The organism is Agrobacterium tumefaciens (assembly GCA_025559845.1).
Lineage (GTDB): Bacteria > Pseudomonadota > Alphaproteobacteria > Rhizobiales > Rhizobiaceae > Agrobacterium.
Genome location: CP048472.1, coordinates 62644 through 75559, shown reverse-complemented (window position 1 = coordinate 75559; position 12916 = coordinate 62644). Strand labels below are relative to the sequence as shown.

General features: G+C 56.7%; 12 protein-coding genes. 3 read left to right on the top strand and 9 right to left on the bottom strand.

Annotated features, from left to right (window positions below):
* Positions 1-6: 6 nt before the first annotated feature.
* The 9 genes from FY156_29620 to FY156_29580 are packed head-to-tail and all read right to left on the bottom strand — an operon-like array spanning position 7 to position 8282.
* Entirely contained in the window at positions 7-465 is a 459-nt protein-coding gene (locus FY156_29620; protein ID UXS05713.1) for an NUDIX hydrolase, read from the bottom strand.
* The gene (locus FY156_29615) at positions 465-1283 is read right to left on the bottom strand and encodes an inositol monophosphatase (protein UXS05712.1); all 819 of its coding nucleotides are present in this window, start codon (positions 1281-1283) and stop codon (positions 465-467) included. The genes FY156_29620 and FY156_29615 overlap by 1 nt, the downstream gene beginning before the upstream one ends.
* On the bottom strand, positions 1276-2076 hold the full coding sequence (locus FY156_29610; protein ID UXS05711.1) for a phosphodiesterase: 801 nt from the start codon (positions 2074-2076) through the stop codon (positions 1276-1278). The genes FY156_29615 and FY156_29610 overlap by 8 nt, the downstream gene beginning before the upstream one ends.
* Positions 2077-2091: 15 nt before the next feature.
* Complete coding sequence (locus FY156_29605; protein UXS05710.1) at positions 2092-2952, bottom strand: ABC transporter permease; 861 nt, start codon at positions 2950-2952, stop codon at positions 2092-2094.
* On the bottom strand, positions 2945-3871 hold the full coding sequence (locus FY156_29600) for an ABC transporter permease (protein ID UXS05709.1): 927 nt from the start codon (positions 3869-3871) through the stop codon (positions 2945-2947). Before FY156_29600 ends, FY156_29605 begins: the two co-directional genes overlap by 8 nt.
* Positions 3868-4887, bottom strand: a complete 1020-nt coding sequence (locus tag FY156_29595; protein ID UXS05708.1) for an ATP-binding cassette domain-containing protein — start codon at positions 4885-4887, stop codon at positions 3868-3870. Before FY156_29595 ends, FY156_29600 begins: the two co-directional genes overlap by 4 nt.
* Positions 4884-5822 carry an ABC transporter ATP-binding protein gene (locus tag FY156_29590; GenBank protein ID UXS05707.1) on the bottom strand — a complete coding sequence of 313 codons (939 nt, stop codon included), beginning with the start codon at positions 5820-5822 and terminating at the stop codon, positions 4884-4886. The genes FY156_29595 and FY156_29590 overlap by 4 nt, the downstream gene beginning before the upstream one ends.
* 60 nt (positions 5823-5882) lie before the next feature.
* A complete protein-coding gene (locus FY156_29585; GenBank protein ID UXS05706.1) occupies positions 5883-7448 on the bottom strand; it encodes an ABC transporter substrate-binding protein in 1566 nt (521 codons plus the stop codon).
* A gap of 57 nt (positions 7449-7505) precedes the next feature.
* On the bottom strand, positions 7506-8282 hold the full coding sequence (locus FY156_29580; GenBank protein UXS05705.1) for a DeoR/GlpR transcriptional regulator: 777 nt from the start codon (positions 8280-8282) through the stop codon (positions 7506-7508).
* Positions 8283-8823: 541 nt separating this feature from the next.
* Here FY156_29580 and FY156_29575 point away from each other — a divergent pair.
* From FY156_29575 to traR, 3 genes are all read left to right on the top strand, one after another.
* On the top strand, positions 8824-10476 hold the full coding sequence (locus FY156_29575; GenBank protein UXS05704.1) for a Na/Pi cotransporter family protein: 1653 nt from the start codon (positions 8824-8826) through the stop codon (positions 10474-10476).
* Between the two features lie 51 nt (positions 10477-10527).
* Positions 10528-11985, top strand: a complete 1458-nt coding sequence (locus FY156_29570) for a sucrose phosphorylase (GenBank protein UXS05703.1) — start codon at positions 10528-10530, stop codon at positions 11983-11985.
* Between the two features lie 217 nt (positions 11986-12202).
* Positions 12203-12907 (top strand): transcriptional regulator TraR, encoded by a 705-nt coding sequence (traR, locus tag FY156_29565; protein UXS05702.1) that lies wholly within the window; start codon positions 12203-12205, stop codon positions 12905-12907.
* The last annotated feature ends 9 nt before the right edge of the window (positions 12908-12916 follow it).

Sequence of the window (12916 nt, the reverse complement as noted above, 5' to 3'; positions counted from 1 at the left end):
TGTGGGTCACTGCTGTCGCAGCTTAAAAAGCAGTTGTTTGAGCTCCGGCTCGATAACCAATCCAGAAGCTTCCTCCGGAGAAAACCACCTGATCTGGCGTTGTCCTTTCTCGGGGAAATCATCCTTCAGGGTCGATACGGTCAGCAGGTGAACCTGAACCAGACAAGGGATGAATTCGTCATGTGATACCTTCTTGTCATATCGGTAGTGACCATACGGGTTTTTGCAGACTCTTCCCCGCACGCCGGCTTCTTCCCAAGCTTCCTCCCGTGCGACTCGATGAAGCTTTTTCCTGCCCTCCGACCAGCCCTTGGGGATTACCCAGCGGCCAGTTTCGCGGCTGGTGATCAGAAGCGCTTCCATCTCGCTGTTAACAAGGCTTGTCGAGCGTACGCAAATCGCGCCGCATTGGTCCGCGTCGACCAGTGGCGATCTGTGACCGTTATTGTCAGAGGCGCGCCGCATTATGCGGCCAGCGCCACTTTATCGAGCAACGGCTTCACCTTCTCCAGGAAGTCGTGGCTGCCACAAGCAAACCGGAGTTTGGCCGACAAGTCGGTCCTGTCCCAGTCGATCGTATCCGCAACACCCAGATTGCTCAAAATAGGCAACGCTGCCATAACGTCCCACGTCGAGTCTCCCAATGAAACGTAGCCATCTGTCTCGCCCATGGCCACCTCGACCATCGAGAGTGTCGCAGCGCCGCAGAAACGGAAGCTGATATTGAGATCATCCGAGATATAACGGATGACTTCGAGCCTGTCCGCTGTCGAAGCCGAAGGATGGTAGCTGAACCCGGTCGATGCACGCGACATATCGAGCGGCGGAAGTGGCTTGACCGCCATGCCGTTGAGCTTCGTCTCCACCGTTTTCCCTCCAACAAACATCAGGTTTCGGACTGGAGCGAAGATAACCCCGAATGTAGGACGCTTGTTTTCATAGAGACCGATGGAAATTGCCCAGTTCTGACCGCCGCGGACGAAATTGAATGTCCCATCAATCGGATCGATCACCCAGATACGACCTGAACGCCCTTTGATTTCGCCCCCTTCTTCTCCAAATATGCCGTCTGCGGGAAACGCCTCCCGCAACTGCGCGATAAGAAATGTTTCGACCTCCTTGTCCGCCTTCGTCACAAGATCGAGATGTCCCTTGGTCTCGACCGACAGGCTCGATAGGGAGCGGAAATGAGCGAGGGCAAGGTCGCCTGCCTTGCGCGCGATCTCTTCCACAATCGAAGCTGTTTCTCCTGCGTGAGATGTCGATGTGTCCCGATCAGCCATTTGCACGGTCCTTGAGCCTGGCGACCTGTGCGACGTCGTCTCCGAGCAACTGATCCAACTGACCTTCACGAACCCACTGAACGAGCTGCGTTTCCACGTCCACGCCGTACTGCGCGAGTTTTTCATGGTACCCCGTCGGTAGGTAGCAAAAAGCGGCAAATCCCTCGTTGTGGAGTTGGCGGGCTTCACCGCTGGCGAAATGGTAGATCTCGATGTTCATGGCATCGAGATTGGCCTGACGGGCAAGGGCGGCTGGATCGATGAGGCGCGAATGCATCAGGCCAACGGTCGGTACCTCGGGAATTGCTTCCTTGACGGCCTTCAGCTGAACGTAGTCGAAGGAAGAGAACTGGAGGAGATCCGCACAGCCCAATTCATCGATGAGCGTCCTCAACTTTGGGAAGAAGACGTCGTTCGCGTCGTAGATCTTCAGTTCAAGCTGATAGATAATGCCAAGCTCACGGGCGAGCTGAAGCGCGTCCTTAAGTAGCGGCACACGCTCTCCGACAAACTCCGAACTGAACCAACTCCCTGCGTCGAGTTTCGACAACTCCGAATAGGTCATGTCGTGAACGATGCCGTGACCGTCTGTTGTGCGGTCGACGGTCTTGTCGTGAATCAGCACAAGTTCTCCATCGCGGGTAATTCCGAGATCGGTTTCGCATGTGACGTTACGTCCGCCGAATTCAAACGCCTTCCGAAACGCCGCGAGCGTGTTTTCGGGGGCGCCGGCGCTGTGGCCGCGATGGCCGCCCAAGCGGATCGTCTCCGGTGTCATTCTGAGAGGGTTCATTTTCATTCCTTTCGTTTATCGCAGGCGCGCGTCGAAGCGATCGCGCAAGTAGTCGCCGAGCAGGCTGATGGACAGGGTGGTGAGAACAATAACAACGCCGGGCAACGCGATGAGCCACCAGGCAATCGCGATATAGTTTCTGCCGTCTGCGACCATCAGCCCAAGGCTCGTTTCCGGCGGTTGGATCCCAAGCCCAAGGAAGCTCAATCCGCTTTCGAGCAGGATGATATCCGGGAAATTCAGGGTGATTTGAACGATGAGCGGTCCAGCAATGTTTGGAAGGACGTGGCGCACATAGATCCGAAGCGATGGTACGCCGACGATGCGCGCCGCCTCCGCATATCCCTCCTGGTTCGCACTCAAGACGAGGCCACGCGTCAGCCGCGCATAACGCTCGAATGATGCGACACCAACGAGCATAAGAAGTATCAGCGGGCTTGACCCGAGAAACGCCAGGACACCAAGCGCGAAGATTATAAAGGGCACGGAAGCCTTCGCGTCTGCGAAGCCCATAATGAGATTGTCGACCCAGCCACCGAAATGTGCCGCAAGAAATCCGAGGGTCGTCCCGATGAACGCGCAGATGAGAGAACCGACAAGAGCGATCATCAAAGACGTCTGGGTAGCGACCAGAATGTTGCTGAGCACGTCACGACCGAGATAATCAGTTCCCAGCAAATGTCCCGGCGCACCCGGCGGCGCAAATCGCGCCAGAGGTGACTGCTGCAGATAGTCGAACGGTGCCAACCATTGCGCCGTGATGCCCACGAAGACGACAACCGCAATCCAGATCAGGCATAGCCAGATACTGATCGGAATGCGGCGGGCAGATTTCAGGAATTGCCGCTTTGGTAATGAGAGTGTCGTATTAGCCATTTTTTTGAAGCCTGATTTTCGGGTTCAGCACCGCATAGAGAACATCGACGATCAAGTTGATCGTGACCATGAACGCCGTGAAGAGAAGGATCATTGCCTGAACGACATTGAGATCGCTGAGCGTGATTGCTCGAACAAAACCGCTACCAAGCCCGGGCCAGGCGAATACGGTCTCTACGATAGCCGACCCCCCCAGCAAGCCAGCTGCAACGAAACCCAGCATGGTCACCATCGGGATCGCCGCGTTCGGGAGCGCGTGGCGGATAACCACTTCCCACTTGGGAATACCATCGGCGCGAGCCGCTGCGATATAGGGCTGTTCCAGAACTTCGATCAGCGCGGAACGCGCGAAGCGCGCAATCGCAGCCGCATTGACAAGACCGAATGTCGCAACGGGCAGGATCGCATGCTGCCAGGTGGAACTTCCCGAGCTCGGCAGCACACGAAACCAGACGGCAAACACGAAGATGAGCGTCAGTCCGAGCAAGAAATTTGGTACGCTATAGCCGAGAACAGCGCCTGCCATGACGGATTTGTCGGCGGCACTGTCGCGGCGGACTGCTGCGATGATTCCCGCGGGGATACCGACGAGTATGCTTAGCACGAATGCTGAGATCGTCAGCGTCAATGTCTTGGGTATACGTTCGGAGATGACGGTGAATACCTCACGACCGTCGGCTGCCGATACCCCGAAGTCGCCTCTGAGCGCGCTGGCGAGATAGATCAGGAACTGTTCAGGAATGGATCTGTCCAGGCCCCATGCTGTTCGGAATGCTGCCAGCGCCTCTGGCGTCGCGTTCTCGCCCAACATGGCCCGAGCTGGATCTCCACCCAACCTGAGAATGATGAAGACAAACGTCACGGTCAGCATCATGACAATGATCGCTCGAACGAGGCGTGCAAGGATGAAACTAATCATCGCGCCACCTCCATCATCTGCGCCGGATCAGTCTGCGCGACTATAGATCTCGGAAACTCTTCCGCTCTATGGCACGCTGCCAGTTGCCCGCCCGCAGGCCGAAGCAGCGGCGTTTCTTTCGCACATCTTTCGATTGCAAAAGGACAGCGTGACCGGAAGGCACAGCCAGTCATTACCTTGCCAGCGTCGAGTTCCCCCTTGATCGGTGGTTCAATATTGCGGACCGTCGGGTCCATAGTGGGGACGGAGGCAAGCAATGCGCGGGTATAGGGATGGCGTGGCCACGCATAGACAGATTTGATATCGCCGGTTTCGACGACGCGGCCAAGATACATCACGACAATACGATCAACGAGATGGCGAACGATGCGCAGGTCGTGGGTGATGAACACATACGCCAGATCAAGCTCCTGCCAGAGCTGCCGAAGCAACGCAACGACCTGGGCTTGCACAGAGACGTCGAGCGCAGATACCGCCTCATCGAATACGACCAATTTGGGGTCGAGGATCAAAGCTCGGGCAATAACAACTCTTTGTCGCTGCCCTCCCGACATCTGATGTGGATAGCGGTTCATCATCGCGCTCGAGAGGCCGACCCGGTCCAGCATGGTTGCCGCCCGATCACGCGCGCCCGCGCGGTTGGCAACCCGGTGAACCCAGACGGCTTCAGCGATTTGCTCGCCGATCGTCATTTGTGGATTAAGGGCGGACAGCGGGTTTTGCTGAACCAGGGAGGTCTCCTTTCGGAACGTCGACCAGTCTCGCGCGCTACGATCTGTGTGCGCGAGTCCTTCGAACAAGACCTCTCCCTCGGTGGTGGAGGTCAAGCCGAGCAGAAGTCTACCGAGTGTCGATTTCCCGCTTCCAGATTCACCGACGACACCTACCCGCTCACGCGGCGCAAGTTCGAGATCAATTGAATTAACCGCCACATGTACCGATGGCTTTACGAAAAGCCCGGATTTCAGGCGAAAGACCTTGGTGACCCCGCGGGCCTGAAGAAGAGGCGCACTCATGGGCTCACCGGATGGTAACAGGCCGCGTCATGGAACGCGCCGACGTTGACAGGCCCGGGAAAGCTCACGGAACATTGTTCGCTCGCGCGGGGACAGCGTGGGTGATAATAACATCCGGCAGGCAGGTTATCGAGAAGAGGAACAGAACCCGGGATTGGTACTGGCGGCTCCAGGTCGTCCGCATCGATCGTTGGCATGCAGCCGATCAGGGCGCGAGCGTAAGGATGCGCTGCACGCTCCAACAATTCCGCAACCGGCGCCGTTTCGACGATCTTTCCGCAATACATGACCGCCGCACGATCCGCGAGGCGGGCGATCACGCCGAGATCGTGCGACACGATCAAAAGCGCCATGCCTGTTTCAGATCTGAGTTCCTCCAGAAGATGAAGGATCTGCGCCTGCGTCGTGACATCGAGCGCTGTCGTGGGCTCGTCGGCGATCATCAGCTTGGGCTTCGCAGCGAGCGCGTGGGCAATCATGACGCGCTGGTTCATACCGCCCGAGAACTCATGAGGATAGGATCGCAGCCGACTTTTGGCGCGGTCGATACCGACACGTTCGAGAAGACGCATGGCCTCGAGCCGTGCATCGTTGCCCTCCAGACCCTGATGGCGATAAAGGCTGCTCTCGAGATAATAACCGATCGAATGAACCGGATTGAGGCTGCTGGTCGGGTCCTGATAGATCATGGCAATAGCCGGCTTGCCATCAGCCTTTGGTCCACTGTCCAGCTCAATAGTTCCGCCCGTCTGCGAAATCCCTCGCGGCAATGCCTTGGCTATTGCGTAACATGTCATGCTCTTTCCGCAGCCCGACTCCCCGACGAGTCCAAGCGTCTGCCCTGCATCCAGTGAAAAACTGACACCGTTGATGATTGTGATATCGCGCGCCGGCACCTGAACGACCAGGTCGCGAACTGTTAGTAGATTTGACAACTTAGGCTCCTCCAGGGCGACGCGCACATCTCGCGCGCGCCGCCTTCTCGATTAACGAGTTCAGCCGAAGCTGAGATTGTTGCGGAATTCCATCATCTCGAAGCTCACGGGCTTCCAGTGGACATCCTTGCGCGCGGCATAAACGTCATACGGCTGATAGAGAATGACGGCTGGCGCCTCCTCTTCGAAAATGTCCCGCATGCGATTGTAGGCGTCGAAGCGCTCCTTGCCATTCGGCAGAACCGTGACCTTCTGACATAATTCGTTGAACTCGGCCGGCGCCTTCCAACCCCAACGCTTTTGAACCTGACCATTCGGCCCGAATTCGGGGACGATCGTGGCGTAGGCATCGGTCATCCATTGGCCGTTGGACCAGTTTCTCATCCAGGTCTGGTTGTCCGGGGGGAAGCTACCCGGTGCGTAGGTTTTCATGACCACGTTCACACCGATCTGCTTCCACATTTCGATCATCATCATCAACGCAGGCATGGCGTTGGCATAATAGTTGCCCATCGTGTGATAGGTGATCGGCGTTCCATCGTAGCCGCTCTCCTTGACGAGACGCTTGGCCTCCTCGACATTATATTCCATGGCCTTACGCTTTGGATCGAAGGTTTCCCCATAGTTCGGGAAATTGAAGCCGGCCGGGATAGATGCTTGTTTCTTCCAGAGCGCTTCAACCATGATTGGCCGGTTGACAGCCAGAGCAAGAGCGCGCCGAAGCTTCTTATCCTTGAAAACTTCTTGGTTCATATTGAAGGTGAACATGTGGAAGTTTTCGATGAGCGTCCCGCGCGTTTCGAGGTCCGGATAGCTATTTATCAGCTGAATGTCGTCCGGCGTCAGGGTAGTGATGATATCGTATTCACCGCTGATCAGACCCGCGACGCGTGTGGCTGGCTCTGCGACGATCTGGTAGGTGATCTTCGATGCAGTCGGCTTTGGACCCCAGTAGGCGTCGTTGGCTTCCAGCACCACACGGTCGCCGGCAACAAATTCCACGAACTTGTACGGGCCTGTTCCAACGGGCTTGTTACCGAAATCTACTGCTCCCAGTTTCTTGTAGTATTCTTTGGGAACAATGCGGCTCATCCAGGATGCGACGAAGGTCTCGATGAGATAGCTCGGGGTCTTTGTGCGAAGTGTGACTGTGTATTTGTCCTCGACCACGGGCTCATCGAAATCAAGCGAATAGGATTTCCCAAGCGGGATTTTCTTGATCGCTTCGGGACCCCAAAGGCGTTCGGAAGAAAAGGTGTATGCGACATCGTCCGCGGTCAGTTCAACACCATCGTGGAACATGACCTTCTGCCGCAGCTTGAAGCGAACCGATTTCTCATCGATGCGCTCCCAGCTCTCGGCAAGTGCCGGAACGAGGTCGATGGCATTGCCGGGAGCTCCCTTCGCGAAAAAATCGCGCGCTATCAGCGTGTCGAATATCTGGTTGACGATACGCGGGCCGACATTGCTGATTGCATTGACCGGCTCCAGCGAGTTCGGCAATCCGTTCACACCCAGGCGAAGCGCCCGGCGTTCTTGCGCGAAGGTGAACTTCGCACCGGCAGTTGAAGCGACCGCTATCGCCGCGGTGCCCATCATAAAATTCCTGCGATTGGTCTTAAGCATGTGGTTTTCCTCCCAGCTCTGTTGAATGAGGCTTTAATTCGCGCGCGGCCGTCGAACCTAGTTCGCAACAACGAACTTCTTCCGCAGCTTTTCCGGTATTGTCTCAATGATGGTTCGGGTTCCAGAGTCGGTGACGATCACGCCGACATCCTCGATCCTGGCCGTCACCGAGAGGCTCGATTTTGTGAATTTCGAATGATCCGCGACGACGATCACGCGGCTCGAAACTTCGATCATGGCGCGAGCGACACTCGCGTTCACGGGCGACGACGTACAGATCAATCCGCGATCAACATCGATCGACGCCGCGTTGAGAATGAGTTTGTCGACATTGAACTGGCGGATAAACTGCTCCGCCAAAGGGCCGCGGAAGGAGCGGTTCGTTTCGGTATACTCGCCCCCGACCGAATAGATGCTTTTGCCCTCCCCTCTCGTCAATTCCTCGACAATGTCGAGACCATTCGAGATGAAGGTGAGGTTTCTGCGGTCAGCGAGCTTCTTGGCAACTTCCAGCGCAGTTGTACCGGCGTCCAGAAGAACCGTGTCACCCTCGACGATCATACCGGCAACGACTCCGGCTATGGCCGCCTTCTCCGCCCGATTCCAGACGGCGCGGGCAGCGTTCGGCTTGTCCTGTGTAACCTGCGTGACGCTGACCGCACCGCCGTGAGTTCGACGCAAGAGTCCGGCCTCGTGGAGTTCGCTCAAGTCGCGCCTCGCAGTGGCCACCGAAATCTGGAAGTGCTCCGTCAATCTGCCGATAGCCAAAAACTGCTCATCGCGCAAAAGCTCAACGATTTTCGCCTGGCGGTCCTGAGTCGAGTTGAACACCAACGCTTCCCTTCCAACAAGAAATGGTCTATATCGCTCACACTATGAGCGTAATCGTTCTTCGTCAAATGAAAGTTTGGTGACAGTTTTGTTGCAGCGCAACAATACATTACAAGCGATTACGCATTGTTGGGGATCAAGAAGCTTCGGGTAGCTAAGCGGAAGCCTTTGTTAGTGTGATCGAAATCGCTCACTTTCGCACCGCACCAAGATCGTAAGCTTCTAGGAGGAGTGATGACTCATTCGATGTCGAACTGCCGTCAACAAAACCGGCGCGGATCAGCGCTACTCCGCACGACAACAATACGAAACCAGTTGGAATTCATCTTGCCTGCGATACGGCGCGGGCAAGATGCCGGTGGGCAGCCCTCCTCCCTGCTCGCCCACCGGCACCCTCATCAATCGCAAGCTGGACAAGGTCTGCGACGAGAACCGCTTCCCTCTCGAGACAAATCAAGACGGCACCCGTCTGGCCGATCTCTGTTGCGAGCAGCCGCTTGGCTGATCAAGGCTTACTTCCAACAGAATTAGCGAGAGGCGCGACTTGGAATCGACAATCGTTCTCATAAATCTCTGCGGCGCCGTCGCGTTGCTGCTGTTCGGCCTGGCCCAGGTGAAGGACGGAGCCTCCCGTGCGCTTGGGGCCAGATTGCGAACGGGCCTCGCCTCCGGCACGAAAAGCAGCGCCCGGTCGTTTCTATCAGGGTTCGTCGCCACAGTCGCGCTTCAGAGTTCTACAGCGACGGCGCTGATGGTCTCCTCGTTTGTGGAACGAGAGCTTATCAAGCCTCGCATGGCGCAGGTCGTCCTCCTCGGGGCCAATGTCGGAACGGCGGTCACCGCCTGGATCGTCGCAACGGGCATCGAATGGGTGTCCCCTGCCCTACTCTTCGTCGGCATCATTCTCTATCGAGGCGGTTCGACCTCCAGGCAGGGCGCCGGAACAGCGTTGCTCGGTATCGCGCTGATGCTGCTGTCACTACACCTACTCAGCAACGCGACCGAGCCGCTTCGCCGTTCGCCGGCGCTCGCAGCGTTTATCGGCCTGCTTGAAAACGCCTGGCCGGTCGCGATGATCTTTTCCGCGGCCATCGCATTCGCTTCATCTTCAAGCTTGGCCGCGGTCGTTCTGATTTTGTCGTTGACCTCCACCGGAATCCTCTCTGGCGGGCTTGTCGTAGCGCTGGTTCTTGGAGCCAATTTCGGTGGCGCAATACCTCCGGTGATCGCGTCGTTATCAGCATCGGCGGCGGCCAGGCGGGTCACACTAGGCAATCTGATTGTCCGGGCAATCGGCTGTCTGCTGATCCTGCCAGTGGCCGATATTTTGGCCAGCTGGCTTTCGATGTTGCCGGTCCCAGCGTCCAAACTTCCCGTGGACGCGCATCTCGCGTTAAATATCGGCCTGGCTCTCCTGGCCATGCCGTTTTCCCGCCTTCTTGCACGGTGGATGGGGGTCCTCATCCCCGCGTCCGAACAGGCTGACAACACACCGAAATTCCTCGATCCGGATGAGCTATCAACACCAGTCGTAGCACTGACGAGTGCTGCACGCGAAGTGCTTGGCGTTGGAGACCTGATCGAAAGAATGCTCTTGAGAGTGTCGGACGCGTTCCAGCAGAACAACGCCGCGAGATTGAAGGATATTGCGCAGCTTGAGCGCCAGGTCGACCGGTTACAGCAGGAGGTCAAGGTCTACTTATCGAAACTCGGCCGTACTGGACTGTCGGAAGACGAAGGCCGACGCTCGATCGTCATCATCGACTACGCCATCAACCTCGAACATATCGGGGATATTGTCGAGAAAGGTCTGCTGCCCGAGGTCACGAAGAAGATCGCCCACGGTTTGAAATTCTCTGATGACGGCTTCTCCGAACTAACACAACTCTTCCAGCTCACCGTCGATAATCTCCGGATCGCACAAACAATCCTTATCACCCGGGACATCAATCTCGCGCGTCAGCTCATGGAGCGGAAAGTCGAAGTCCGGCACATGGAAAAACAGTCTTCCGAGCGCCACCTGGAACGTCTGCGCGACGGGCGCACCGACAGCCTTCAAACCAGCTCGCTTCACCTCGACATCTTGCGTGATCTCAAGCGGATCAACGCGCATATCGTCTCGGTTGCTCACCCGATCATGGACGAGCAAGGATTACTGGGCGAGAGCCGTCTCATCGCGGGCGGCTCTGCAGACTGAGTGAAAGAAAATCAACTCGTCCTCGTAAGACGACACATACTGGAAATTGAAATGCAAAACAAAGTGCAGTTTATCACCTATGTTGACCGCCTGACCAGAGGTGGTTTCAGGCAATTGAAGGAACTGGTCGATGGCAAGTTCGCTGGCCTGTTCGGCGGCGTCCATGTCTTGCCTTTCTTCAATCCGATCGATGGCGCTGATGCCGGATTCGATCCAACAGATCACACGATCGTCGATCCGCGCCTCGGCGACTGGGAGGATGTGCGGGCTTTGTCGGGATCCGTGGAAATCATGGCCGATCTTATCGTCAACCATGTCTCATCGCAATCCGGCGCATTCACGGACTTCATTGCCAAGGGTTCGGCGTCCGAATTTGCCGACATGTTCATGACGTTCGAAAAGGTATTTCCCGATGGCGCCACCGAAGAAGACCTTCTGAGGATCTATCGACCGCGCCCCGGTTTACCGTTTTCGAAGGTGACCCTGGCTGATGGTACTCAGCGGATGCTCTGGACAACCTTCACACCGGAGCAGATCGACATCGATGTCCACAGCGCCAAAGGCACAACCTATCTCGAAACGATCCTCGATCGCTTTTCGGAGGCGAATGTGACGGCGATCCGCCTCGACGCCGCGGGATACGCGATCAAGAAAGCGGGCAGCAGTTGCTTCATGATCGACGATACCTACGCATTCCTCGAAGAAGTGGCTGGAAAGGCCCGCAACCGCGGCATGGAGGTTCTGGTCGAGATTCATAGTTATCATCGTGACCAAATCGAGATCGCGAAGAAGGTCGACCGGGTCTACGATTTCGCACTACCACCGCTCATCTTGCATGCATTGTTTACGGGAGACGCCACGCCGCTGGCAAAGTGGCTGGCAATAAGCCCCCGTAACGCGATCACCGTTCTCGACACCCATGACGGGATCGGCGTTATAGATGTCGGCGCCCGTAGCGACGGCCGGGCGGGCCTCCTCGAACCCCAGGCGATCGACAATCTTGTGGAAGAGATCCATAGGCGATCGGATGGCCAGAGCCGCCAGGCGACGGGGGCCGCTGCATCGAATCTGGACCTTTATCAGGTAAACTGCACCTACTATGACGCGCTTGGTCGCAACGATAATGATTATCTCATCGCTCGGGCAATTCAGTTTTTTGCTCCAGGAATTCCGCAAGTCTATTATGTCGGTTTATTGGGCGGCGTAAACGATATGGACCTGCTCGCCAAAACGGGCGTGGGGCGTGACATTAACCGGCACTATTACGGCAACGACGAAATCGGTACGGCCCTTGAGACCCCGCTCTTCCATCGCCTTTCAAATCTGATCCGTTTCAGGAACACCCATCCCGCCTTCGGTGGAGCGCTCAAGGCCACCATTGCTGATGCCGGAGCGTTGGTGCTTTCATGGCAACACGGCGATGCTTTTGCTGAATTGAAGATCTCATTTGCCGACCGCAAGGCGAGCATTGCCGCATCTGGTCAGAGCGAGATGCAGATCGTCGAGTGAACTGCACGCAAGTGCCGCTTCCCCGGCTCGATAGCATGTACAGGGGGATAGTACGGATATTCGTGAAGCGTTGGAGCATGTATGCCTCGTGGAAAAATGCTTCGGCTCAGCCTGAGTTGTCTGGGTAAAAGAGGATGAAAGCAGATTCAGCCCGGCGGTCGGCTGCTGGGAGCAAACGTTAGAGTAGGCATCGCACACCAGCATATGGGGGTATGGAATGCAGCACTGGCTGGACAAGTTGACCGATCTTGCCGCAATTCAGGGCGACGAGTGCATCCTGAAAGATGGCCTTGCCGACCTTGCCGAACATTTCGGCTTCACCGGCTACGCCTATCTCCATATCCAGCACAAACACACCATCGCGGTCACCAATTATCATCGTGACTGGCGATCGGCTTATTTCGAGAACAACTTCGACAAGCTCGATCCGGTCGTCAAGCGCGCGAAATCCAGGAAGCAAGTCTTTGCCTGGTCCGGCGAACAGGAACGATCGCGGCTATCGAAGGAAGAGCGTGCCTTCTACGCGCATGCGGCCGATTTCGGCATCCGCTCCGGCATCACCATTCCGATCAAGACCGCCAACGGATCAATGTCGATGTTCACGCTGGCGTCGGAAAGGCCGGCGATCGACCTCGACCGTGAGATCGACGCGGTCGCAGCCGCGGGCGCCGTCGGGCAGCTCCATGCCCGCATCTCTTTCCTTCAGACCACTCCGACAGTGGAAGATGCCGCCTGGCTCGATCCGAAAGAGGCGACCTATCTCAGATGGATCGCCGTCGGCATGACAATGGAGGAAGTCGCAGACGTGGAGGGCGTCAAGTACAACAGCGTCCGTGTCAAGCTCCGCGAGGCCATGAAGCGCTTCGACGTTCGCAGCAAAGCCCATCTCACCGCCCTCGCAATCAGAAGAAAGCTGATCTGAAAACGTGAC